The 22,609-nt window shown below is 57.4% G+C and carries 24 protein-coding genes and 1 pseudogene; 3 read left to right on the forward strand and 22 right to left on the reverse strand.

Annotated features, from left to right (window positions below; translation table 11 throughout):
• Nucleotides 1-195 precede the first annotated feature (195 nt).
• The 4 genes from J3B00_RS21440 to J3B00_RS21455 form a co-directional block, all read right to left on the reverse strand.
• Nucleotides 196-1,338 (reverse strand): hypothetical protein, encoded by a 1,143-nt coding sequence (locus J3B00_RS21440; protein ID WP_209871575.1) that lies wholly within the window; start codon nucleotides 1,336-1,338, stop codon nucleotides 196-198.
• A gap of 118 nt (nucleotides 1,339-1,456) precedes the next feature.
• Complete coding sequence (locus J3B00_RS21445) at nucleotides 1,457-2,557, reverse strand: XRE family transcriptional regulator (protein ID WP_209871579.1); 1,101 nt, start codon at nucleotides 2,555-2,557, stop codon at nucleotides 1,457-1,459.
• Complete coding sequence (locus tag J3B00_RS21450; RefSeq protein WP_209871582.1) at nucleotides 2,550-3,167, reverse strand: hypothetical protein; 618 nt, start codon at nucleotides 3,165-3,167, stop codon at nucleotides 2,550-2,552. Before J3B00_RS21450 ends, J3B00_RS21445 begins: the two co-directional genes overlap by 8 nt.
• A gap of 106 nt (nucleotides 3,168-3,273) precedes the next feature.
• Nucleotides 3,274-3,609 carry a hypothetical protein gene (locus J3B00_RS21455; RefSeq protein WP_209871585.1) on the reverse strand — a complete coding sequence of 112 codons (336 nt, stop codon included), beginning with the start codon at nucleotides 3,607-3,609 and terminating at the stop codon, nucleotides 3,274-3,276.
• A 72-nt stretch (nucleotides 3,610-3,681) separates the two neighbouring features.
• Between J3B00_RS21455 and J3B00_RS21460 the strand changes: the two genes are divergently transcribed.
• Both J3B00_RS21460 and J3B00_RS21465 read left to right on the forward strand, forming a co-directional pair.
• Complete coding sequence (locus tag J3B00_RS21460) at nucleotides 3,682-4,602, forward strand: hypothetical protein (RefSeq protein ID WP_209871588.1); 921 nt, start codon at nucleotides 3,682-3,684, stop codon at nucleotides 4,600-4,602.
• Complete coding sequence (locus tag J3B00_RS21465) at nucleotides 4,592-5,224, forward strand: hypothetical protein (RefSeq protein ID WP_209871591.1); 633 nt, start codon at nucleotides 4,592-4,594, stop codon at nucleotides 5,222-5,224. Before J3B00_RS21460 ends, J3B00_RS21465 begins: the two co-directional genes overlap by 11 nt.
• A 79-nt stretch (nucleotides 5,225-5,303) precedes the next feature.
• Here the strand turns inward: J3B00_RS21465 and J3B00_RS21470 are convergent, their stop codons facing one another.
• The 15 genes and pseudogenes from J3B00_RS21470 to J3B00_RS21540 form a co-directional block, all read right to left on the reverse strand.
• A complete protein-coding gene (locus tag J3B00_RS21470; RefSeq protein WP_209871594.1) occupies nucleotides 5,304-6,680 on the reverse strand; it encodes a hypothetical protein in 1,377 nt (458 codons plus the stop codon).
• A gap of 8 nt (nucleotides 6,681-6,688) precedes the next feature.
• Nucleotides 6,689-7,687 (reverse strand): hypothetical protein, encoded by a 999-nt coding sequence (locus J3B00_RS21475; RefSeq protein ID WP_209871597.1) that lies wholly within the window; start codon nucleotides 7,685-7,687, stop codon nucleotides 6,689-6,691.
• A 545-nt stretch (nucleotides 7,688-8,232) separates the two neighbouring features.
• On the reverse strand, nucleotides 8,233-8,754 hold the full coding sequence (locus tag J3B00_RS21480; RefSeq protein ID WP_209871600.1) for a hypothetical protein: 522 nt from the start codon (nucleotides 8,752-8,754) through the stop codon (nucleotides 8,233-8,235).
• Entirely contained in the window at nucleotides 8,747-8,959 is a 213-nt protein-coding gene (locus J3B00_RS21485; RefSeq protein WP_209871603.1) for a hypothetical protein, read from the reverse strand. Before J3B00_RS21485 ends, J3B00_RS21480 begins: the two co-directional genes overlap by 8 nt.
• A 448-nt stretch (nucleotides 8,960-9,407) precedes the next feature.
• Nucleotides 9,408-10,157 carry a hypothetical protein gene (locus J3B00_RS21490; RefSeq protein ID WP_209871606.1) on the reverse strand — a complete coding sequence of 250 codons (750 nt, stop codon included), beginning with the start codon at nucleotides 10,155-10,157 and terminating at the stop codon, nucleotides 9,408-9,410.
• A gap of 1,116 nt (nucleotides 10,158-11,273) precedes the next feature.
• Nucleotides 11,274-11,573, reverse strand: a pseudogene (gene tmk, locus J3B00_RS21495) (dTMP kinase); the annotation flags it as partial.
• Between the two features lie 9 nt (nucleotides 11,574-11,582).
• Nucleotides 11,583-12,788 carry an endolytic transglycosylase MltG gene (gene mltG / locus J3B00_RS21500; RefSeq protein WP_209871610.1) on the reverse strand — a complete coding sequence of 402 codons (1,206 nt, stop codon included), beginning with the start codon at nucleotides 12,786-12,788 and terminating at the stop codon, nucleotides 11,583-11,585.
• 3 nt (nucleotides 12,789-12,791) lie between these two features.
• Complete coding sequence (gene pabC / locus J3B00_RS21505) at nucleotides 12,792-13,613, reverse strand: aminodeoxychorismate lyase (protein ID WP_209871612.1); 822 nt, start codon at nucleotides 13,611-13,613, stop codon at nucleotides 12,792-12,794.
• On the reverse strand, nucleotides 13,613-14,857 hold the full coding sequence (gene fabF, locus J3B00_RS21510; RefSeq protein ID WP_209871615.1) for a beta-ketoacyl-ACP synthase II: 1,245 nt from the start codon (nucleotides 14,855-14,857) through the stop codon (nucleotides 13,613-13,615). The genes pabC and fabF overlap by 1 nt, the downstream gene beginning before the upstream one ends.
• A gap of 170 nt (nucleotides 14,858-15,027) precedes the next feature.
• Nucleotides 15,028-15,264 carry an acyl carrier protein gene (gene acpP / locus J3B00_RS21515; protein ID WP_209871619.1) on the reverse strand — a complete coding sequence of 79 codons (237 nt, stop codon included), beginning with the start codon at nucleotides 15,262-15,264 and terminating at the stop codon, nucleotides 15,028-15,030.
• Between the two features lie 203 nt (nucleotides 15,265-15,467).
• Nucleotides 15,468-16,208, reverse strand: coding sequence for a 3-oxoacyl-ACP reductase FabG (gene fabG / locus J3B00_RS21520; protein ID WP_209871621.1), 741 nt, complete (start codon nucleotides 16,206-16,208; stop codon nucleotides 15,468-15,470).
• A gap of 16 nt (nucleotides 16,209-16,224) precedes the next feature.
• Nucleotides 16,225-17,163: an ACP S-malonyltransferase gene (gene fabD, locus J3B00_RS21525; RefSeq protein WP_209871623.1), complete on the reverse strand. Its 939-nt coding sequence runs from the start codon at nucleotides 17,161-17,163 to the stop codon at nucleotides 16,225-16,227.
• A 127-nt stretch (nucleotides 17,164-17,290) separates the two neighbouring features.
• Nucleotides 17,291-18,301 (reverse strand): phosphate acyltransferase PlsX, encoded by a 1,011-nt coding sequence (gene plsX / locus J3B00_RS21530; protein ID WP_209871625.1) that lies wholly within the window; start codon nucleotides 18,299-18,301, stop codon nucleotides 17,291-17,293.
• Between the two features lie 3 nt (nucleotides 18,302-18,304).
• Complete coding sequence (rpmF, locus tag J3B00_RS21535) at nucleotides 18,305-18,487, reverse strand: 50S ribosomal protein L32 (protein WP_119144691.1); 183 nt, start codon at nucleotides 18,485-18,487, stop codon at nucleotides 18,305-18,307.
• 13 nt (nucleotides 18,488-18,500) lie between these two features.
• Entirely contained in the window at nucleotides 18,501-19,028 is a 528-nt protein-coding gene (locus J3B00_RS21540; RefSeq protein ID WP_119144693.1) for a YceD family protein, read from the reverse strand.
• A 95-nt stretch (nucleotides 19,029-19,123) separates the two neighbouring features.
• Between J3B00_RS21540 and J3B00_RS21545 the strand changes: the two genes are divergently transcribed.
• Nucleotides 19,124-19,702 carry a nucleoside triphosphate pyrophosphatase gene (locus tag J3B00_RS21545; RefSeq protein WP_209871627.1) on the forward strand — a complete coding sequence of 193 codons (579 nt, stop codon included), beginning with the start codon at nucleotides 19,124-19,126 and terminating at the stop codon, nucleotides 19,700-19,702.
• Between the two features lie 177 nt (nucleotides 19,703-19,879).
• Here J3B00_RS21545 and J3B00_RS21550 read toward each other — a convergent pair whose 3' ends face one another.
• The 3 genes from J3B00_RS21550 to rluC are packed head-to-tail and all read right to left on the reverse strand — an operon-like array spanning nucleotide 19,880 to nucleotide 22,516.
• A complete protein-coding gene (locus tag J3B00_RS21550; protein ID WP_209871630.1) occupies nucleotides 19,880-20,869 on the reverse strand; it encodes a S49 family peptidase in 990 nt (329 codons plus the stop codon).
• Between the two features lie 6 nt (nucleotides 20,870-20,875).
• Nucleotides 20,876-21,553 (reverse strand): HAD family hydrolase, encoded by a 678-nt coding sequence (locus J3B00_RS21555; RefSeq protein ID WP_209871633.1) that lies wholly within the window; start codon nucleotides 21,551-21,553, stop codon nucleotides 20,876-20,878.
• Between the two features lie 6 nt (nucleotides 21,554-21,559).
• Nucleotides 21,560-22,516 (reverse strand): 23S rRNA pseudouridine(955/2504/2580) synthase RluC, encoded by a 957-nt coding sequence (rluC, locus tag J3B00_RS21560; protein WP_209871636.1) that lies wholly within the window; start codon nucleotides 22,514-22,516, stop codon nucleotides 21,560-21,562.
• Nucleotides 22,517-22,609 lie beyond the last annotated feature (93 nt).

Here is a 22,609-nt window from a genome sequence, read left to right on the forward strand (position 1 = left end):
GACGCTGCAGCGGGCCAATCCTAGCCCAAACTCGTGATCAACGTATTGACGGAGGCCCCCTCCAGGTCTTCGTTTTGCTAAACCCTGTTTAACTGCAAAACAGAGTCGTTGCGACGCTCAACCACTCTCGCCAGGACTGACTGAGTCATCGCCTTCACGAGCCATCGTGTTCATTTTTCCTGAAAATCCTAACGGCTACCTGCCTTGACGCAGACTCGCTACCAAGCCATCGAGCGTGGCCGGCTGCTCAAGCATTTCCTTTTCAGTCGGCAACAAGTCCCTGGGCAGTTCCTGAAGGAATTTGATGATCGGCCATACTTCAAAATCGTGAAAGGGATTCAGTCCTATGGCGTTCCCCAAGGTTTCATCCACTACAGAGTCGTCTTTCGCAATGCGCACAAACGCTTCCCATGCCCGCTTCATGTCCCAATCCGAAACGAAGAGCAGCAGCGACGTAAATGCCAGCATGAAACGGCCACCTTTGGGGGTATGCACCCAGCTGTGCGATTTCACATGTGTGGAGATAGGTAAATAGCTCGTCCCGATGAAACGCGCGAGCTGCAGGGTTTTGCGAAATTCTGTTTGCAGGATTGAGGGGTCAAACACCGACTGCGCTTGAGACTGCTCAACTGATTTCGTAATCCGTTCAACGTCTTGGAACACGTGGATTCGATTCTCAAAGAGAAGGTCGAGCAACGCTCGGTGCTGATTGGTCAAAATCACGCGAGCAGCATGCTTGGCATCGAAAACTGGAAGAGCCATGAGCTCGGGTGTGAAATCCAGCGCCTCATCCACCCCATCGTGAATCCACAGCCGCTGCCTCTGAAGGACGGCAATCCACTTGACGATCCGTGGGTCAAGGCTGACGACAAACTGCGACCCGACCTTCTTGTGAAAGAACCACTCCCGCATCGCGCGGATGTCTCTTTGATGAAAAGTGCCTAGGCTGATGCCCTTGCAAACAAGGACGCGCACCGCCTTGGAAAGGCCATCTTTCGGATTGGAGAACTGCACCAGGTTTTCGGGCACATGGCCTGCCGGCACGTTGCCGGAGAAATCACAGAACGGATGATGGCCAGGATTACCACCGCCTGTGGTAAAGCGGAAGAACGCTTGTCGCTTGTTCTTCGCTCCAGCTGTAGTGCCCCTCACCACTTCAGCGCCTTGACAGAAGCACGAGGGACAGGAGATGTCCTGAGCGATCGCAAGCTTCCATGCATCAGGAATGGCAACGTTTGACGGAAGCTGGGGATGCTGCGACTGATGGGCCAGGTGTGTCAGGAGTTGATCGACGTCCAGCTCCATCTCACGCGAAGCAGAGTATGCGGTCAACGGCATAGGGGGTTCCTTTAAGAAGCAGTACCCACTCGTTTCTAAAGAAGAATCTCCTCGGACTCAAGCCTTTTGGCGCACGTCAGCGGGATGATCTGACGTACGCCCTCAATGCCTGAGCTGACTACTTCACCAGGGCCAGCGGCGAGGTGGGAACCTTCAACATGAACCGTTCCCTGACTAACTCATCGGACAGCCCCGAAGCCTTCAGAATCTTCCGCCAACTGACGTGATCGAGAAGATCCACAGCCCGCTGGACAAGGGTTGGGGTCTCCTGCTCAAGAAGCTCGTCCAGCTCTTCCCGTTTCGTGAAACCGTTGCGGCTCAGGTAGGTGAAGCCCGAGCGAGCCTGATCCTGCGTGATCAGATTCAGCGTCTGAGCGCGATAGATGATGGCCTTGAAACTAACCTTCCAACGAAGCTTCAGCTCGCCCAATGCTGTCCAGTTCAGGTATTGCCCACGCATCGTAGGAAATTCACCACCAAAGCTCGCCCTGGGCATCAATAGCGCACTGGCAAACTGGTTAGCCTGTGCCTCAGTTGTCCTACAGCCCGTCTCGATCCCCTGATGCATGACCAGGTGGCCAAGCTCATGGGCAATATCGAACCGGTGCCGGCAAGGATTGACCTTGGCCGTGTTGCGAACGATCAAAGGACGCTTGTTGAATAATGAAAATGCATCGATACGGTCATCCGCATCCGCCAGGTTTACCACCAGCACACCGGCCTTCTCAGCCAGACGGGTGACATTGGCAATGGGGCCGATGCCGATCGACAGATCCCTCCGAAAGCCCTCCGCCGCCTTTTCGATTACATCGTCACTGACAAGCGGGACTTCAAAGGGATCGAACCCCACCGGAGGGAAATCCACCTCGTGTTCCAACTCGTTGACGAGCAACTCAAAAAGCTCGACCTGAGACGCGATGCTCTTCTTGATAGTCTGGGTCGACGATCGCAGGCTACGGAAATGACATTGTTCAAGTTCCACCGAGCCACGACGCGGGCTCGACAAGAACTCTTCCGTCACTCCTAAGGCCCTGGTGAGCAATTGAATCTGCGACGGGTTTGGCACCGCATTGATTTCGAGCTTGTGCGCGTACTGCCGACTTACGCCCAGCAAATCGCCCAGCTCTGCAAGCGACAAGCCGGCTGCACACCGAGCCAACCTCAGCTTGTCAGGTGAAAATTCAGCCCCAAAAGCGAGCTGTTGTGTTCTGTCATCCATCTACGGGTTCATCATTGTCTGTGGCATTGCTATCAACATCTTTACGCTTACGCTGCACTTCAGCTTCCGGTACGTCCACAGCATCATGCTGCACAGTCGCTCTCACGGAAAGCAGAGACCGCTCCTCGTGCTTCCACAAGCAAATCACGTTGAGGTTGGCATCGAAGCCTACGATCGCAACCTCGACCTTGGGAAACTCCAGATCATTGTTGCTGGAAACATAGACTCGCCAGGTGCAGATCTCAGGCGACCTCTCAAACAGTGAAAGCTGATGCTGCTCCAGCGGATTCGGCTTGATGCGGTAAGCCTTCTTCATTTCATTCGGGTTATCGGTCACGATCTGCAGCAGCACATTGTTAATGGCCACCGTAAAATCCAGGGTGGCGTTGCGCAGCTGCAGCCAAGGCATCGACTTATCAGCCGCCAACAGCTTGCACAGCCCTTGCTGTCGACCAAACAGCAGGGTGCCGCGCGTGTAGTTAGTGTCGTATGCGCTACTGGAGTCCTCCAACGCGCTATAGGCTACGTCAGCGACCTCCTGGCAGAACCGATCCACATACTCAGGCAGCAGCCTAGGCTCGAAATGACTGGGATGTTGTGTCACATGCATCAGGCTGCCTCTCCAAAAGTCTGCAAATATTAAAAAGTGTCAACCCGAATTCTATGCAGATTTGCGGATATGTCAACCAAACAGGTGCGCGTACATTCTGGGCACGCTACAGCTGCACGGAGCCGTCGCTCCCGGGCAAGGATCGGTACCATTGCGCATAAGGCGTGTTCTTTACCAACTGCCGGTTGTAATCAGGACTGCCGTCGATCCACCACACCGGGCCCCGTTCACCCAATGCCACCTTGGCAGCATCAACCCGTGCTCTTGCCTTTTTGAGCCGCAAGGCTTCCTGCCCTACCTTGGCCTGTCTCACCTCGCGCCGGGCGCTCATCAGCTCCGAAACCAGGCGCTGCCTGACATCCGGGTCGAGCCCAGGATTGCTGCAGCGCCACAGTCGGCCCTTAACCACGAAGTAGCGACCATCGGGTGTGTGGGGGTACATGTCCGTTTCCACCATTCTGATCCGCCGGGGCTTTGAGCCGTAGGTTGCTCGGACTTGCACAGAGTTCATTTGGTGCGCAGAATCCCGGCAAATCTCCTCGGACTCAAACAGACCGTGTCGCTCTCTGGCATTTTCAGCTCCCGCTACCAGCGTCGGCAATTCCTCGGCGCGAGCTTCCTCGCAATCGGGATTTCTTGCGCCATCATCATGCTGATCGCGTACTTCAAACATGATCAGCCGATGTGGGAAGTCGTCAACAATTTCTTCATCTCGATTGTGGCCAGCGGCGCGTTTGCGATCATCTCGACGCTCTGCCTCTCCTACTTCACTGATCCCAGGGTAGCTAGGTTGGAAACGCTGATCCTGCCGCAGGATGTCACCGAGAACCTGCATCGTCTGGCCAGTGGCGCGCACGACTACCGGATCTATGTCCGCACAGGCCGTCAATTTCGCGCGAAGGCATTACCTACCCTGATCAACCATGCCCGCGAAAGCCGCCAGCCGATCCGCCTAGAGGTCGTTCTGTTGGATTTCAGGAATATTGAGGTGTGCCAGCGATACGCCGAGTTTCGCAAGTCGGGATCATTTGATGGCAAAGTCTGGAGCAGGAAATACGTTGAGCAGGAAATTCTCGCAACTATCGCTACCCTCGCCCAGGCCGTGAATCTCAACCGGCCATTCATAGAGCTGGATTTGCGCTTGAGTTCCCGCCTATCCGTGTTCCGCATCGAAGGCAATGCCCAAGAGCTGATGGTTACGCGCGAAGATCCCAAAGATTACGCCTACTGCTACCACCATAAGCATCGCGATTTTTCAGGGCTGCTGACCGAGTTCAACTGGGTTAAAAACGAGGCAGAGCAGATCCAAGTCCCTGCAACAGCTGATGCTGATCCTTCGGCGATCTTGACGGCAATGTTCGGTGATCAGGTGTCACCCGAACTCCGAGCGGAGGCCGTAAAAACTATGAAGTCCCCTGCACCGTATGCCCGCTGATCTTTCAGAGCTGCTCTGCCGTGAACGTTTCACCTCATGCGATCGCGGCGAACTGCTCCGGGCACTCAAGCAGTGGATTGCAGCCTGCAACCCGACCTGCCTGATGCACCCACATGGCTTTTATGTGCTGCTGTTGAAGCGGGAAAATGGTGAGGAATGGCGGCTGCATTTGTGGCCGAGCGATCGAGGTGAAGGTTATGGCATGCCTGCCCGAGTGCATACCCACGACAAGCATGTCGACAGCCGCATCCTGATTGGCACGCTGTCCAACCTGCAATACACCGTGAACGAAGTCGAAAGCTGCGGCGCGCCGCTGTACGAAGCGCATTACCAAGGTGACAGGTATCAGCAACACACCAGGAACGTGCTGCGCAAGACGGATGCCCGGGTCGACCTGAGACTTGAGGAGCGATCATTGATGCTGGCCGGCGACAGCTACCGGATCGAGCGCCATACGTATCATGAAGCAGTGCCTTCCCCAGGGCTCACCACTTGCACCTTGGTCTGCATGCACTCCCCCGCGCCTGGTTCGATCAAGGTAGTGGGTTTGGATGGATATCCGGACGAGTTGAGCTTTGAGCGCAGTGAACATCAGGGGCATGTGTTCTTGCGTTACTTGTAAATCCATAGCCACAACTTTAACTTTTGATGGCCGAGAGGATTTTCGAGAGCAGTCTCTCCAAAAATGCTCCCGGCGGCCATCAATGCACGTGGAACTGCTGCCGCTCAACGAACTCTCTGACGGAGCCAATAAGCCGCTTTGCCTTCTCATGCTCCATGTGAGCATTCTGGAATGCCGCGACCATCACACTAGCTGCAAGAGTAGGCTGTGCATTATCAACGTTGAAAATGGTTTCCGGCTGGCCGTGATCTGCCTTATTTTGCCATTTTAAAGAGAGCCTATGATCAGTAAGCTTAAGCCAATAATCCTGCAGATGCCCCACCGACCCTTTCAATGCGATATCTGAGGAGGGATCCACATCAAATTTCCAGTCGACCACATCGGCATCCCATCCCTTGACACAGATGACAGCACGCTCTTTACCATCAGTATTCTTGACTTCTTCTTTCTTGGAAGAAAAAATCCCCAGAATACATTCATACGCGACCTTGAACGGATTGCGTGGGCTTGCGGCGTAGCTAAGAGGAGTCGGCTTATAAGACTCCATCGCTTGATTCAGCACCTCTAGAATCGTCTTCATTTCAGCCAAGCGAACTGCACTTATGCGGTGAGCCTCATCCAGAATTATCATAGCTTCATCTGCTACTTGATCCACGGTAGGAGGTCGATAGCCCATGAAATCGGAGTAAAGGTCTGAAAGCTCTTCATCATGGCTTTTGGAAAAGTTCCCCCCCCTTCGAGGAGTGGACACCCCAAGCGCTAGCCTTTGTAACTGAGGCAGCATTTTCGAGAAAGCCTCGATGGCCAGTTGATGCTGAAAATCCCCTACCCTATGGGCACAATTTGCAGAGTGACGGGTCGCGCTCACAAAATTGACGATGTCAGAACCAGCTACCTGCTGGCTACCTTGGGTAACATTCGATACGACTTGCATATCCAAAGATTTTTGCTGCGCCTTTAGGCATAGCTCAGCAATCGCACGCGTTATATTCTCACGCCGTGCATAATTAAGTCGTATTGCATCGATCATTGTGGCTCGCAACTCATCTTCAAGGCTCGAATTGGAGGCTTGAACAACAAGCGCATTGACCTTACCAGCAGACACCTCTACAGGAAGAATGCTACTTGCGACAGGCTGAACAAGCTTTACTTTTCGCTCTGCGCTCTCAACTGATGAAGCCTCAAACTTCTCCAAAGGGATCAACTCAAGCGCTCCTGGACTATAAACCCAGTCGTAGTTTTCCTCTGCCTTTGGCCATTGTTTCATCATGAGCCGATAAAGCTTTCTACCAACTTTCCCGAGTGGATTGCTCTGCAAAGCCTCTAATTCGGCTCTTACCTTATCCGCTTCCAAGGCAGTCTCGGAGGCAGGCCGAGACTCATTCGACTCACGCCCTAAACCCATCGCCTCTCGGAACACTCGCGAAAGGTTGTCATCTGAAAATGGATTCATCATATACCTCCTCAAGCATGGCCGACTGACGAAAGGTGACTTGTACGTGAAGCTCGATAGACATCCATGGCCTTGCAGAATTCCTTTGACTTATCTGGCATAAGCTTAAAGTAGCCACCATGCGACCAGAGCCTTCCCGGCGAGATCGCCGGATGATCATCTGGAAGCGGGGCCAAACCGATCCGCAGGTAAAACTTCTTGAGGCGCTCGCCTCCCTCTGCATCGGCACGCAATACGAGAGTTGCCTCTTGGTTAACCTCAATACCAGCTTGAACCGTATAATCGACCAGCGCATGGGCGATGAGACTAATTTTACTTAAACCTAGTGCACGAGAATAAAACTCACGCGGAGCGTCGGACAGGTACCACGTGTAGGCTCGCTCTTTGGTAAGCTCTTGGATTTTGCACTTAAAATCCGGAACAAGGGTGAGCATGCCTATAGGTATATATCGCCCGTTTTTCACTACGACCATGCAAACAGCCTTGGACTCGCCTTTCTTGTGGTAACTCTTACGCCACTTGCTATAGACAAGATGAAGATAGTAAATAAATCTCCAAGACCACTTAATATCCGCCCGACTGCGAACGCCCACAGTCAGGCTGGCCGCACGGGGCGCAATCACCTCCGAGCCTGAAGACGCTGGAGCCTGAACTAAACCGGAGCCAACGGCACACTCCAGCTGATTCAGCATGCCCGCGTTGACTACCGTTTCGATCTGCTCGACGGCATCCTGCACCACCTTTGCTACTGCTTTCTCTGAAGCACACTGCTCGTTCACATCTGCGACCACCGCCAATTTTGGCGTTGGTTTACGTTGGGTGGATGCTTGCTCGGAAATGACGGGAGACGTAGTGGATCGAGAATAATGCTCATTGATCACAGGCTGTACTTTTTCCATCCACGTGTTGATAAGCTCCGGCGTCATATCTACAAAATGAACACCCAATAGGAACTTCTCCCCTTTCGCGTTTTCCGCTGGAAGATGTGCAACGTGATCGGCTTGACGCATTGAAGAATCGTTCCTGATCCAAATCCCTAGTAACGCTCAGTACTCATTCTGAGCGGCCCTCACACCTATGACGCAATGCGGGACTGACATGCTCTCCAGAATATCATTATGCCACCACCACTCATAGCCGCATGCAGCCTTGAGCCCTTAGTTTTCACCTTAGTGTGCGACTTTTCATGATCTCCAGTGCGCTCCATGCGTCTTCGTAGCCCGAGGAGTGTAAGACTTTTCGCTTTCCCAGGCTGTGGGAGTGTAGGAGTTTTTGCTCTGGCAGGTAAGGAAAGTGTGCGAGTTTTCACGATTGCGCCATCTGAGCGCGCCTTTTCGAGATCGCACGCTAGGTCGGCGGAGATAATGAGTATTCGACTGGATGTGCGTATATGTGGAATGGGGTGCTTTGGCGTGGCTTGCTATTGAGTTGCTCGCTTTGGGAGGCTGGGTTTTGAGAGGCCTACCCTGGAGGAACCGTTAGCGATACAGATCAAGATGAGCATGCGCCGACAACGCCACCGAGGGTGTCAGCACATGAAATGACCTGGGAGCAGTTACTGGGCTGGAAGCGCAGCAGCCTCAGACACTGAAGGCGCTTGGGGCTGGCCGTTGACGCGTGAGGCGATTGTCTTTAGCGCACTGTCCTTCGCCTCACCCCAAATCGAGGGATCAGAGAAGGCCCACACAAAAACCGCCACAAAAACTGCCGTCCAGAAGTTCCCGATGATGCCAGCGGAGCCCGAGGCATGCCACTTCCAAAGCCTTTTGAACATGCCGCTCTTGGGAAGCGAGTCCAAGGTCAGGTTATTGATCTGGTCGGCCAAGCGGGACTGAACCCCCTTCAGCTTCTCATCTGCCGTAGCGTGGAGGAATAGGGTAGCAAGGCCGTCGGCCTCGGCACGGTACTTCTTGATCTCGTGCTGCTGGCTCTTGATTCGTGTGAATGCACTGATATCCATGCCACCTTTCACAGCTTCCCGCTTCTCTGTCTTGTAGATCGAGTAGGCGATCATGCCAACAAAGTCTTTCTTGTTTCTAACCAGCTTCTCATGCATCTGGTTGTACTTTTCACTCATCCTTGAAGACCTTGTTCTCATTCTCTCGATTGTACTTGTCGCGCGCTTCGATCATGAAATCGTTGATCTTTTTGGAGGAAAGCTTGCCGACAATTGCCTTGGCCATGTCGCTGGGAATGTAGCCCGACATGACCTTGTCGTTGATTCTTTCCGCAAGCGACTTGTGGCGAAGCCCTAAGGTTTTGAGAATCGTGTCGATAGTCATGTGTGCGTACCTCCAGTCCGTTGTCCTACCAATCATAGCTGCCGCGTATCCATTGAGAGCTGAAGTTGAGCGGTAGGTGTCCTCACCCGCCGCACCGTGCACCTTCCTACAGGCGCACGAAGTCCATCTAAATCTTACAATGAATACTGGCATATTGCCATACCCCTACTGGGGAAAAACCCTAACTCCCTGTTACGGCTACCTTTTTCGACTGCCGGATGCGCGGAAGGTTCACCAGGATCCGGTACTGGCCATGTGCCTCTCCAGGCTGAGCTCCCGGTATTAGCGCCTGCTTAGGGTGACCAGCGGTGCATGCATTTGTAATGCTAAAGCCTCGTATTGAGTGACCTTGTCGAGTAATGGCGAACGGCCATCCTCCGGTTTAAAATCGCATTTCCGACAGAGGCTGTCATGCTGTCATGCGGGCTTGCCCGGGAGCGTACTGGTGCTATGGGGAGACCGCTGACGGCTGGGATGATGTGACAACCTCTGCGTAGATGAACCCTTCAGTGGTGGTGATTGGGACGCTGAACGGACTGCAGTAAACATCGTGCTTGGGAATATTCATCTCCGCACTGTAGGACAAGCCCAGATCCTGGATAACCTTCTTCCTCTCCAACTCGGGAATTTCTCTGCACTTATCCGCGATAATATTGGTTATATTAAAAACAAACTTGTACATATCAAAACCTAACTCGTAGTTTGTACCATCCAGATTCAGGCTGGGCTTCTCGCAATAAAACAGAAGATCCCTCATCAATGTAGTAGTATAATCAAACACTTCAGTTACAGCGGCCATCTCGCCTGATACAAATTTAATTTTGTACTGGTAACTTTTGCTCTTTGGATCAGGGACGTTTTTATCCACAAAAGACTTAACGCTCTTCGCAAACACTTCGAGCGGTATCAAAATATGTTGACTATGGCTAACCAATACATTTTCTTGAACCTTGACGTGCAGCCGGATCTCATCGACATCGCCAACGTGGTGAAAATAGTTTCTGATGATTCTGAGGAGCTTGAATTCAGGGATAGTCTTGATATTGCAGTCAAACAACTCATGCAGTTTATCCGCTGCTGAATGGAGGTTATTGAGATAAGTAAATAGCGTATTTATGTCGCGCTCTTCGGAATATCGGACATCCAGCAATTCGCGTTGACTGTGAAAATACCGGTCGATGAAGGTGTGCTTTTCCATAGGCTTTCCCTGCTTTTCCTGGTGTTTCTTTTTCATTCAAGGGTGAGTTTTCAGCGGTGCGTGCGTATTCATGCACCCAATCTTGAGCATCATCAAGTGTGAGATAGGCCATCCACTTGGCCGCCTCAACCGAGGATTGCCAGCGCGGGAAAGGCGGGCTGTATACATCCGCATGCTTGACGACCACTACCCAGCGTGCACGAGATTTCGGCATCAACGTCAATCTGAAGTCATCCACCCGTGCGGTGTATGAACCGTCAGCGAGCGTCGACTAGGCGGTGTCACTGTACGTGCGCAGCAGGCGGCGCTGGAAGTACACCATCTACCTCACCAAGGCGAGAAGCTCACCGGATGGCCTCACCCCCTCATCCAGGACGCGATGAATACCCCTCAGGATCGTCCTGAGCTTTCGGTAGTCCCCAGGGCGCTTATTCGATCCATCAGAGCAGCCGGTGTCCAACCAAGCTCGTTCAAGCTGCTGGGAAGCTGCTCCATTGGATGAACTGTTTGAGTGCGGTTTTGGTGTTCTGTTTGGCCGTGTGGGGGTGCGGGTGGGGTATCGATTTCCCAGGCTTGATTGGCGGTCATCTCGCTTACCCGCTGCGTGACGGTCAGGGCGACAAGATGTCGCCTGCTTGAGAGGTTCGCGGCGTGTTTTTGGAGGGTATTATGGGATGGCGTTCTCGGGTGCGAAACTTTTTTTGAGGCCGGGAGATGAGGCGGCTTGGTGATGGGGATTCGCATCGGCTGGCCATCGTCGGAGGGTTTTGTGGCGTTTTGTGAAGGCGCTCGGGAAGGGTCTGATTAGGAAAACGTAAACCCACAGAAGGCCCGTATTTACTGGGCTTAGGCGAATTCGCGGTATTTGAGGATGAGCTGCAGAGAAGGGTTTTGAGGGTGAAACGGGCTTTTAGGGTTTACGTTTGCCCTCCAAGCGCTTTTTTTTCGCTAGGGGGTTTACTTTTTTGATTTGTCTGGTGTTAAACTAGAGACACGAAACAAGACACTTCTTACCAGACCCCTTTATTTATATGGGTTCTAGGCAGCAAGAACAGTTTTGACAGGTTGGTGGGGTGAGCGTTTTCTACGTTTACCTTTACCACCAACCGAAACTAAGGCATCGGTGAAACGGTCGCACAATACCACCGCGCCACGGGCCAAAGCGGGGCGAATGACCTCGGACAAATGCTGGGCGCGGGCGGCGAACATCAATAGCAGCTCCGTATCGGCAGCCATGCGCTCATCGCTTGGGGCGAGGAGCAACTCGCGGATCTGCTCAGCCAAAGGCGTACCACCCGGCTCACGGGTCAGGACCAGATCCAGACCCTGCTCACGCAGGCGCTGCGCCAAGTATTCGCGATTGGTGCTCTTGCCCGCGCCTTCGGGGCCTTCCAGGGTAATAAACAAGCCGCTCACGGGCAGTCCTTAATTCGGTTGATCAGGCGCCGGCGCTTCGGCCGGGGCGGATTCAATGGCAGGGGTCTGGCTTTGCGGCGCAGGCTCGGTGGCGGGCTGCTCGCTGCTCTCGGACGGTGCCACGCTGTTGTCGGCCGGCGGCTGGTCGGGCGCTGACTGCTCCGGCGCACCCGCTGGCGCCTGCGGTGCAGGGCTCGAACGGTAGTCGGTACGGCGCTTGAGCTGGTACTCGCGCACCGCCGAATTATGATCGTCGAGGTCGTCGGAGAACACATGACTGCCATCGCCGCGGGCAACGAAGTACAGGCTGGTGCCGTTGGCTGGATTAAGCGCGGCATGGATCGCCTCGCGCCCGACCATGGCGATCGGCGTCGGCGGCAGACCACTGATGGTGTAGGTGTTATACGGCGTCGGCTCACGCAAGTCAGCCCGGGTGATGCGGCCGTTGTAGCGCTCACCCATGCCATAGATCACGGTGGGGTCGGTCTGCAGCATCATGCCCAGGCGCAAGCGGCGCACGAACACCCCGGCGATCTGCCCGCGCTCCTGCGGTATGCCGGTCTCTTTCTCGACCAGCGAGGCCATGATCAACGCCTGGTAAGGGTCGCGGTAGGGCAAGTCGGTGACCCGCTGGGCCCATTCCTTGGCCAGCACTTCTTCCAGGCGCATGTAGGCCTGCTGGAGCAACTCGACATCGCTCATGCCGCGCACGAAACGGTAGGTGTCTGGGAAGAAGCGGCCCTCAGGGAACACGCCGGTATGACCGAGCTTGTCCATCACCTCGCTGTCTGACAAACCATCAATGGTCTGTTTGATCTTTTCATGCCTGGCGACGGCTGCACGCACCTGGCGGAAATTCCAGCCCTCGACCAGGGTGATGGTGTACTGCACCACATCGCCACGGCGCCAGGCATCGAACAGCTGCTCCACGGTCATGCCGGGCGTCAGGCGATATTCACCGGTATGCAACGGTGTACCAGCCATATTGAAGCGCCAGTAAAGGCGCAGCCAGAAGGCGTCGTCGAGCAGCCCCTCCTTCTCCATGCGATAGAACATGCGATTGGGATTGGTGCCGTTGGGCACATCGAGCATGCGTTCTTGCTCGACGTGCAGTGGCTGCTCCAGGACCGAATGGACCTTCCAGGCCGACCAGCCCAATGCCAGACCAGCAATGATCAGGCCCATTTCCAGCAGCAGCAGGAATTTGCGTCTCACGAATCAGGTATCCAGTAACGTACGGGCAACGGCCTGCAGTTTACGGGTGAGCGGCCCCAACGGCCAGTTCAGCGTGTGCGCAGGGCACTCGCGCACGGGCCAAATTCCATACACGCTGTTGCAAAGGAAGACTTCGTCGGCCTGCTCCAGGTCGATCAGCGCCAGGTCCCTGACCTGCACCGCAATACCCAGCGCGGGCGCCTGCTCGAGCAATGCAGCACGCATGACCCCGGCGACCCCGCAACGGCTGAGATCGGCTGTCAGCAACTGGCCATCGCGCAGCAGAAACAGATTGCTGTAGACGCCTTCGATCAGTCGCCCTTGGCTATCGCGCATCAGCCCCTCGGCATGCTCGGCGTCCTGCCATTCGGCACGCGCCAACACCTGCTCGAGGCGATTGAGATGTTTGAGGCCAGCCAACAGCGGTTGTTCCGCCAGACGGGTCTGGCAGGCAAACACGCGTACGCCGTGTTCGCTGTGAGCGGCAGGATAGGCAGGCAGCGGGCCGCCCTGCAGAATGCGCCGCGGCGCCGCGCCCGGAGCCGGCGCATAACCGCGCTGGCTGTCGCCGCGCGTCAGGATCAGCTTGGCCACACCCTGCCCTAACTGGCTGGCGTAGCGCGTCAGCTCATCACGGACCAGCGCCAGATCGACGTCGATCGCCAGGCGCTGGCAACCCGACCCCAGGCGTTGCAGATGCTGCTCGAGCAAGCTGGGCTTGCCGTCGCGCACGGCGATGGTCTCGAACAGACCATCACCGTAGGCCAGCCCGCGGTTGTGCAGGTTGACTGCAGTCGCGGGCTGGCCATCGATCCAGCTGTGCATCAGTCGGCGAACCGGCGGAACACCAGCGAACCGTTGGTACCGCCAAAGCCGAACGAGTTGGACAGCACCACATCGATCGGCATGCTGCGGGCGTGGTGCGGCACGAAGTCCAGGTCGCAGCCTTCGTCGGGCTCGTCGAGGTTGATGGTCGGCGGCGCCATCTGGCTGTTGATCGCCAGGACGCTGAAGATCGCCTCCACCGCACCGGCGGCGCCCAGCAAGTGGCCGGTCATCGACTTGGTCGAGCTGACCGCCAACTTGTAGGCGTGCTCGCCGAACACCCGCTTGATCGCCGCCACTTCAGCAATATCGCCCGCAGGGGTCGAGGTGCCGTGAGCGTTGATGTAGCTGACCTGCTCAGGCGCGATGCCGGCATCACGCAGGGCGTTGGCCATGCACCGGGCAGCCCCTTCGCCGCTATCGGGTGGCGAGGTCATGTGGTAGGCATCGCCGCTCATGCCGAAGCCAACCAGCTCGGCATAGATGGTCGCGCCGCGCGCCTTGGCGTGCTCGAGCTCTTCGAGGACCAGCGCGCCGGCACCGTCGGAGAGCACAAAGCCATCGCGGCCTTTGTCCCACGGACGGCTGGCACGCGCCGGTTCATCGTTGCGCGTGGACAGTGCACGCGAAGCACCGAAGCCACCCATGCCCAGGCCACAGGCTGCCATCTCGGCGCCGCCGGCGATCATCACGTCGGCTTCGCCGTGGACGATGTTGCGCGCGGCCATGCCGATGCAGTGAGTACCGGTGGTACAGGCCGTGGCAATGGCGTAGTTCGGCCCCTGCAGACCCAAGTGGATCGACAGGAAACCGGAGATCATGTTGATGATCGAACCCGGCACGAAGAACGGCGAAATGCGCCGCGGCCCTTGCTCATGCAAGGTCCGGCTGGTTTCCTCGATGTTGGTCAGGCCACCAATGCCCGAACCCATGGCCACGCCGACCCGTTCGCGGTTGGCGTCGTTGATTTCCAGGCCGGCATTGCGCACCGCCTGAAAGCCCGCCGCCAGGCCGTACTGAATGAACAGATCGAGCTTGCGCGCTTCCTTGGCCGACAGGTACTGCTCGACCTCGAAGCCCTTCACCGAGCCGCCAAAACGGGTGGAGTAAGCCGTCAGGTCCGTATGCTCGATCGGACCGATGCCACTGCGGCCAGCCAGAATGCCCTGCCAGGTGCTCGGTACATCAGTACCCAGCGGCGACAGCATACCCATACCGGTGACCACGACGCGTCTACGCGACACAGCACTCTCCTCATTTTCTAATAACAGAGTCTTTTGCCATTGCGTTCTTGACTGAAAAGGCAATGGCAACCGGCTCCTGGTTCTCGCTACACGCTGCTCGCAAAGAAAAAACCGCACGCCAGCAAAGGCAGTGCGGTTTTTCCCGACAAGAAGCGTCGACTACAAACGTCTTAGGCCTGGTGGCTGGTGACGTAGTCGATGGCAGCTTGTACGGTAGTGATCTTCTCGGCTTCTTCGTCAGGGATTTCGGTCTCGAATTCCTCTTCCAGAGCCATCACCAGCTCAACGGTGTCAAGCGAATCGGCACCCAGGTCTTCGACGAAGGACTTCTCGTTGGTCACTTCCTCTTCCTTGACGCCCAGTTGCTCGGCGACGATTTTCTTGACGCGTTCTTCGATGGTGCTCATACCTAGTTTTCACTCCTAATGGACATATGTCAGGCAGCTGGCCGGTGACCAAGTTTATAGGAAGACACCTGCTTTTCAAGCGTAATGCGCCCTCCACCCAGTCACTCAACCCTCTGTCCGGAATCTGGTTGCAGCTTTATAACGGATTTTAAGCTCGCAGTATGACTCTTTTTTGAAGCAATCCGTCACATTGAGTTGCAGTGTTACATGTACATCCCGCCGTTCACCGGTACGGTCGCACCGGTGACATAGGCAGCGCCGTCGGATGCCAGGAAGGACACCACTTTCGCGATTTCCTCTGCCTGGCCCAGGCGGCCCAGCGGAATCTGGGTCTGCAACGCTTCACGCTGTGCTTCTGGCAGCTCACGGGTCATATCGGTGTCGATAAAGCCCGGGGTTACCGAGTTGACGGTGATGTTGCGCGAACCCACTTCACGCGCCAGGGCGCGGCTGAAGCCTTCCAAGCCGGCCTTGGCAGCGGCGTAGTTTACCTGACCGACGTTGCCCATGGCACCCACAACCGAGCCGATGCTGATGATACGGCCCCAGCGTGCCTTGGTCATGCCACGCAGCACGCCCTTGGACAGGCGGTACAGGCTGTTGAGGTTGGTGTCGACCACGTCGAACCACTCATCATCTTTCATCCGCAGCATCAGGTTGTCACGGGTGATACCAGCGTTGTTGACCAGAATCGCGGTGGCGCCGAACTGTTCCTGGATGGCGGCCAGAACGGAAGTGACCGATGCTTCGCTGGTCACGTTGAGTTCCATGCCGGTACCGGCAATGCCGTGCTCTTTCAGGGTGGCGGCGATGCGCTCTGCGCCCGAGGCCGAGGTGGCGGTACCGATGACGGTAGCGCCCTGGCGGCCCAGCTCGAGGGCGATGGCCTGGCCGATGCCACGGCTGGCGCCGGTGACCAGTGCAACTTTACCTTGCAGGCTCATGCAAGCTTCTCCAAATTCAGGCCAGCGCCGCACGGGTGGCGGCGACGGCGTCAGGGGTATTGAGGTTGTAGGTGGTCACGCCGTCGGCGCAACGCTTGTTCAGGCCAGCCAGGACCTTGCCCGGGCCGCATTCGACCAGGTTGACCGCGCCATTGGCGGCCAGGGTCTGCACGCACTCTACCCAGCGCACCGGCTGGTACAGCTGAGCCAGCAGGTCCTGCTTGAGCACCGCCAGGTCAGCCGCGATCCCGGCGGACACGTTCTGTACCAGTGGGATCTGCGGCGCCTTCCACTCGATGGCGTTGACCGCCTCGGCGAAACGCTCTGCAGCCGGCTTCATCAGGGCGCAATGCGAGGGCACGCTGACTGCCAGTGGCAGGGCCCGCTTGGCGCCCTTGGCCTTGCACAGCTCGATGGCGCGGTCGACCGCAGCCTTGTTGCCAGCAATGACTACCTGGCCCGGGGAATTGAAGTTGACCGCACTAACCACCTGATCCTCAGCCGCTTCGGCGCAGATCTCGACCACGACGGCGTCGTCCAGACCAAGGATAGCCGCCATGCCGCCATGGCCGGCCGGTACGGCTTCCTGCATCAACTGGCCGCGGCGCTCTACCAGGCGCACGGCGTCTTTCAGGCTCAGGCTGCCAGCGGCAACCAGCGCGCTGTACTCGCCCAGACTGTGACCGGCGACGAAGGCTGGCTGTGCGCCACCCTGCTCCAGCCACAGGCGCCACAGCGCGATCGACGCGGTGAGGATCGCCGGCTGGGTCTTGTCGGTCTGATTGAGTTGTTCTTCCGGACCTTGCTGAACCAGTGCCCACAGGTCATAACCCAGAGCCTCGGAAGCTTCCTTGAAGGTCTCGATGATCAGCGGCTGCTCTGCGCCGAGTTCGGCGAGCATGCCCAGCGACTGGGAACCTTGACCGGGAAAGACGAATGCGAGGGATGCAGACATTGAACAAGCCCTTATGATCTTGTCGTCGGAAAGAGCGCGTCGAGCCCAAGACTAGACGCGTGAACTGAAAACTTGGATGAAAACGAAAACCAAGCGGTCACATTTAAGCACTTCATGGCCAGAATGCCTAAGGGAGTAGGTCTTCAAGACGGCCATGCAGGCGCTCGGGGAGGTTTTCCTGGATCTCGATCAGCGCTCGCTGAATCGCGCTCTGGAAACCCTCGACCCCGGCCGAACCATGGCTCTTGATCACGATGCCCTGCAAACCCAGGAAGCTTGCGCCATTGTGCCGGGCGGGCGCCAGGTCAGCCTGCAGGCGCTTGAGCAGCGGCATGGCCATGGCACCGACCGCCCGCGCCAGTACGCCGCGCTTGAACAGCGCCTCGATGCGCGCACTGATCATGGTCGCCAGACCCTCGCTGGACTTGAGCAGGATATTGCCGACGAAACCGTCGCATACCACTACATCCGCCTCCCCCCGGTACAAGCCGTCACCTTCGACGAAGCCAACATAGTTCAAACCGCGGGCATTCTGCAGCAGCGTGGCCGCCAGCTTGACCTGCTGATTACCTTTGATGTCTTCGGTACCGATGTTGAGCAGCGCCACGCGTGGACGATTGACGCCCAGCGCCTGGGCAGCGACCGAGCCCATCACGGCGAACTGATAAAGGTTCTCGGCACTGCAATCAACGTTGGCCCCCAGGTCGAGCAACTGACAGAAGCCTGACTGGGTCGGAATTGCCGCGACCATGGCCGGCCGATCAATGCCCGGCAGGGTCTTCAGCACGAAGCGCGACAACGCCATCAGCGCACCGGTATTGCCGGCACTCACGCAGGCGTGGGCCTTGCCGTCACGCACCAGTTCGAGAGCGATGCGCATCGACGAGTCGGGCTTGCCGCGCAGCGCCTGGGAAGGCCGCTCGTCCATACCCACCACTTCACTGGCCGGCACAATCTGCAGGCGCGCGCGATCCGCAGCCGAGAGGCCACTGACGAGATCTTCAAGAAGGGAGGGTTGACCGACGAGGGTCAGGTGCAGCGAGGGAGTAGCCGAGAGGCAAGCGATACTTGCCTGGACAATGCTGCGGGGACCGAAGTCCCCGCCCATTGCGTCGATCGCGATGATCTGAGCGGACAAGATTTACTCGTCAGCGCCCTTGTCGATCACTTTACGACCACGGTAAACGCCTTCTGGCGAAACGTGGTGGCGCAGGTGAATTTCACCGGTGCTTTTTTCTACCGACAGTGCGTTTTCGGACAGAGCGTCGTGCGAACGGCGCATGTCACGGGCAGAGCGGGATTTTTTGTTCTGCTGAACAGCCATAATTGATTAACTCCTAAACGTTTGGGTCACGCTTTAACTGCGCCAAGACACTGAACGGGTTGGACCGCGTTACCTCGTCCTTGCTCGATTCGGGCTCATCAGCGCCCGCCGGCTGCTGGCATTCTTCCGGATGATGAGCAGGCACGATGGGCAAGGCGAGCAAAAGCTCCTCCTCGATCAGCGCCTGCAGATCCAAAGGATCTTCGCCCAGTTCCAGCACGTCATAGCCTTTCGGCAACGACTGGGTATTCGCACCCTCCTTCACCACAGCGTAAGAACACTCGCTATGGATCGGTAGGGTGACCAGCTCAAGACAACGCTGGCAAACCATCTTGACCTCGACATCCAGCTCACTGTGGATGACCACGGCATGCTGTTCGTCTCGTTCAAAATCGAACTTCGCCTGCACCGTACCGACATTGTCGGAAAGCGGGTCGCAGAGTCTTTCCAAATCAGCGAGTTGCAGCGAACCTTGGAGGGTTACGCCACGATCGGCTAATTTGCGCGGGTCAACGTGAGGTGGAATCGGGTCATTCAACATAGGGGCAGCATTCTAGGGATGGCCCCCGTCCCTGTCAAAGGAAATTAGGGCCCATCTGAGATGTTAGAATCGGATGATCTGATCAGGAGTCTATCATGCTTCCCCTCTTACTGGCTTCCAGCTCTCCCTACCGACGCGAACTGCTCGCGCGACTGCGCCTGCCCTTCACCTCGGCAAGCCCCGATATAGACGAACAGCGCCTGAATGAAGAGCCCGCCGTCGAGCTGGTCAGACGACTTGCGCGACAGAAGGCCGAGGCCTTGGCGGTCAGCCACCCCGACCACCTGATCATTGGCTCCGACCAGGTGGCAGTGCTCGGTGAACAGATCCTCGGCAAGCCTCATACCTTCGAGCGCGCCTGCGAACAGCTATTGGCTGCCAGCGGCCAGCACGTGACCTTTCTGACCGGTCTGGCACTGCTCAACAGCAGCACAGGGCACTGCCAAGTCGACTGCGTGCCATTCACCGTTGCCATGCGTGAACTGGACTTGCAGCGGATTGAGCGCTACCTGCACGCTGAGCAGCCGTTCGACTGCGCTGGCAGCTTCAAGGCGGAAGGGTTGGGGGTGAGCCTGTTTCAGAGTACGCACGGTTGCGATGCGACCAGTCTGGTCGGGCTGCCGCTGATTCGGCTGGTGGATATGCTGCTAAAGGAAGGGGTGCAGATACCCTGAGGCTTTGATCGGGACTGTACTGACCTCCTCGCGGGGCAAGCCCGCTCCTACAGGGGCGATGGCGTACCATAGATCCCGCAGGAGCGGCCGATGGCGCAACCCAGACCCCGTAGGAGGGGCGATGGCGCGCCCCAGATCCCGTAGGGGCAGGCCTGCCCCGCGAAGAGGCTCGGCAAATCAGCGCAGGGTCGGCCCCTGGAAGCCCATCCACATGGCCAGATGCTCGGCCACGCTGGCACCGATGCGCTTGGAGAAGCGATCAAACGGCGACTCCTGAACGGTAAAGTCGACCAGGTCTTTCTCGCCAACGATATCCCGCGCCACGTAACTGGCACTGCCCAGCCCATCGACCAGACCCAGCGCTTTGGCCTGCTCGCCAGACCAGATCAAGCCACTGAACAGCTCAGGATGCTCTTTGTCCTTGAGGCGATCACCCCGCCCCTGCTTGACCATGGCGATGAACTGCTGGTGCGTGGTATTCAGCACGCCCTGCCAGAACGCGGTCTCTTCAGGCTTTTGCGCCGAGAAAGGATCGAGAAACGCCTTGTGCTCACCCGCCGTATACAGGCGACGCTCGACCCCAAGCTTGTCCATCGCACCGACGAAACCATAACCCGCTGCCGTAACCCCAATCGAACCGACCAGGCTGGCCTTGTCGGCATAGATCTCATCTGCGGCACTGGCAATGTAGTAGGCGCCAGATGCACCCAGGTCAGTGATTACCGCGTACAGCTTGATCTGCGGATACTCGGCACGCAGGCGGCGGATCTCGTCATACACGTAACCGGCCTGCACCGGACTGCCACCCGGGCTGTTGATGCGCATCACCACCGCTTTGGTCTTGGCGTCCTTGAAGGCGTCACGCAGGCTCTTGACGATGTTGTCGGCGCTGGCGGCCTCCTGATCGGCAATCACCCCGCGCACTTCGACCAGCGCCGTATGACTGGCACTGCGCGAAGCGGCGTTGTCCATGCTCATCAGCGGCGAGAACAGAAACAAGATGCCAAACAGGTAAACAAAGGTCAGCAGCTTGAAGAAGATCCCCCAGCGCCGCGCCCGACGCTGCTCCTGGACACCGGCCAGAAGGGTCTTTTCCAGCAGCTTCCAGCTCTTGCGTTCCTCACCGTCGACAACTTCGGTCTCGGGTGCCTTCCACTCGTCAGCCATGCTTACCTACCTTGGAATTTGAATTTGCGCCGAACCTGACAGCCACTCGCGCAGCTGGGAAAAATGATCGATGCACAGTTGCGGACCGAACTCGGCCAGCGCTTGCAGCGACATCGCGCCATAACCGACCGCCACCGAATGCATGCCCGCGTTATTGGCCATCTGCAGATCGAACGCAGAGTCTCCGACCATCAGCGCCTGGCCAGGTTCGACCTGACAATGGGCGAGGATCTCTTCAAGCATCAGCGGGTGCGGCTTGCCGCGGGTCTCATCGGCAGCCCGAGTGATATCGAAGAAGCCTTCCCAACCATTGGCCTTGAGCACCCGATCCAGGCCACGGCGGGCCTTGCCGGTCGCTACCGCCAGGCGATAGCCCTCGGCACGGAAGGCATCCAGCGACTCGAGCACACCCTCGAACAGTGGCGAAGGCTGCTGATCAAGGGCCGTGTAGACATCAGCGTAGTGCTGACGGAAGACTTCAACCTGGGCCGGCTCGAGGTGCGGATATAGCGTGGATATAGCCTCAGCCAGCGCCAGGCCGATGATCCCCTTGACCGCAGCCTCCTCGCTCGGCGCCTCGCCAGCGCGCTCGGCGGCGACATTCATCGCCTGGACGATCCGCCCGATCGAGTCAGCCAGCGTGCCATCCCAATCGAAAATCAGCAGTTGGTAGTTGTTTTTCATGAACACTCAGGTCGCACTCAAGCGCTCCACGGTCTTGGCCCACATTTCGTCAACCGGCGCTTCGATCTTCAGCTCACCGCCATCCGGCAACGGCACGGTCAGCGCATAGGCATGCAGGAACAGCCGCTTGCCGCCCAGGTCGCGGATCTCGCGGGAGAAGTCTTCGTCGCCATACTTGCTGTCACCGGCGATCATGTGCCCGGCATGCAAGGTATGGACGCGAATCTGGTGAGTACGGCCAGTGATGGGACGTGCCTCGACCATGGTCGCAAACTCACCGAAGCGGCGCAGCACGCGGAACATCGTCAGCGCCTCCTTGCCCTCATCGTTGACCTCGACCATGCGCTCGCCAGAACGCAGGTTGCTCTTCTGCAACGGCGCATTGACCTGCTTCTTTGCGGTCGGCCAGTGGCCGCGCACCAGCGCCATGTAACGCTTGTCGACCCCGTCACCGCGCAGGGCGGCGTGCAGGTGACGCAACATGCTGCGCTTCTTGGCGATCATCAACAGACCGGACGTATCCCGATCGAGGCGATGCACCAGCTCGAGCTCCTTGGCATCCGGGCGCAGCTGACGCAGCGCCTCGATGACACCGAAGCTCAGGCCACTGCCGCCGTGCACAGCAATGCCGGCAGGCTTGTTGAGCACGATCAGAGCCTTGTCTTCGTAGACAATCGCGGCTTCGAGACGCTGCAGCAGCGCCTGCGCCACCGGCACCGGTTCGTCGCGCTCGGGCAGCCGCACCGGCGGCACCCGGACGATATCGCCGGCCTGGATCTTGTACTCAGGCTTGACCCGCCCTTTGTTGACCCGCACCTCACCCTTGCGCAGGATGCGGTAGACCAGGGTCTTGGGCACGCCCTTGAGGGCCGTGATCAGGAAATTGTCGATGCGTTGGCCGGCAAGCTCCGGCGCGACTTCGATCAGCTGAACGCCGGAAGTCGGAGGGGTATTGGTCGTCATGGCGGGATCATAACAATTTTTTATGGAATTGAAGCACTTAATCATTACTGCTATAGTCGCGAACGCCGCCAAAAGCGGTAGGCCAGCGACACC

The organism is Pseudomonas sp. BP8, assembly GCF_017875955.1.
Taxonomy (GTDB): Bacteria; Pseudomonadota; Gammaproteobacteria; order Pseudomonadales; family Pseudomonadaceae; genus Aquipseudomonas.

Excerpts from the sequence above, each read along its gene's own strand:
- J3B00_RS21440 (WP_209871575.1), bottom strand. The coding sequence starts at position 1,338 with ATGCCGTTGACCGCATACTCTGCTTCGCGTGAGATGGAGCTGGACGTC.
- J3B00_RS21445 (WP_209871579.1), bottom strand. The coding sequence starts at position 2,557 with ATGGATGACAGAACACAACAGCTCGCTTTTGGGGCTGAATTTTCACCT.
- J3B00_RS21450 (WP_209871582.1), bottom strand. The coding sequence starts at position 3,167 with ATGCATGTGACACAACATCCCAGTCATTTCGAGCCTAGGCTGCTGCCT.
- J3B00_RS21455 (WP_209871585.1), bottom strand. The coding sequence starts at position 3,609 with ATGTACCCCCACACACCCGATGGTCGCTACTTCGTGGTTAAGGGCCGA.
- J3B00_RS21465 (WP_209871591.1), top strand. The coding sequence starts at position 4,592 with ATGCCCGCTGATCTTTCAGAGCTGCTCTGCCGTGAACGTTTCACCTCA.
- J3B00_RS21470 (WP_209871594.1), bottom strand. The coding sequence starts at position 6,680 with ATGATGAATCCATTTTCAGATGACAACCTTTCGCGAGTGTTCCGAGAG.
- J3B00_RS21475 (WP_209871597.1), bottom strand. The coding sequence starts at position 7,687 with ATGCGTCAAGCCGATCACGTTGCACATCTTCCAGCGGAAAACGCGAAA.
- J3B00_RS21480 (WP_209871600.1), bottom strand. The coding sequence starts at position 8,754 with ATGAGTGAAAAGTACAACCAGATGCATGAGAAGCTGGTTAGAAACAAG.
- J3B00_RS21485 (WP_209871603.1), bottom strand. The coding sequence starts at position 8,959 with ATGACTATCGACACGATTCTCAAAACCTTAGGGCTTCGCCACAAGTCG.
- J3B00_RS21490 (WP_209871606.1), bottom strand. The coding sequence starts at position 10,157 with ATGGAAAAGCACACCTTCATCGACCGGTATTTTCACAGTCAACGCGAA.
- pabC (WP_209871612.1), bottom strand. The coding sequence starts at position 13,613 with ATGCACAGCTGGATCGATGGCCAGCCCGCGACTGCAGTCAACCTGCAC.
- acpP (WP_209871619.1), bottom strand. The coding sequence starts at position 15,264 with ATGAGCACCATCGAAGAACGCGTCAAGAAAATCGTCGCCGAGCAACTG.
- fabG (WP_209871621.1), bottom strand. The coding sequence starts at position 16,208 with ATGAGCCTGCAAGGTAAAGTTGCACTGGTCACCGGCGCCAGCCGTGGC.
- fabD (WP_209871623.1), bottom strand. The coding sequence starts at position 17,163 with ATGTCTGCATCCCTCGCATTCGTCTTTCCCGGTCAAGGTTCCCAGTCG.
- rpmF (WP_119144691.1), bottom strand. The coding sequence starts at position 18,487 with ATGGCTGTTCAGCAGAACAAAAAATCCCGCTCTGCCCGTGACATGCGC.
- J3B00_RS21540 (WP_119144693.1), bottom strand. The coding sequence starts at position 19,028 with ATGTTGAATGACCCGATTCCACCTCACGTTGACCCGCGCAAATTAGCC.
- J3B00_RS21545 (WP_209871627.1), top strand. The coding sequence starts at position 19,124 with ATGCTTCCCCTCTTACTGGCTTCCAGCTCTCCCTACCGACGCGAACTG.
- J3B00_RS21550 (WP_209871630.1), bottom strand. The coding sequence starts at position 20,869 with ATGGCTGACGAGTGGAAGGCACCCGAGACCGAAGTTGTCGACGGTGAG.
- J3B00_RS21555 (WP_209871633.1), bottom strand. The coding sequence starts at position 21,553 with ATGAAAAACAACTACCAACTGCTGATTTTCGATTGGGATGGCACGCTG.
- rluC (WP_209871636.1), bottom strand. The coding sequence starts at position 22,516 with ATGACGACCAATACCCCTCCGACTTCCGGCGTTCAGCTGATCGAAGTC.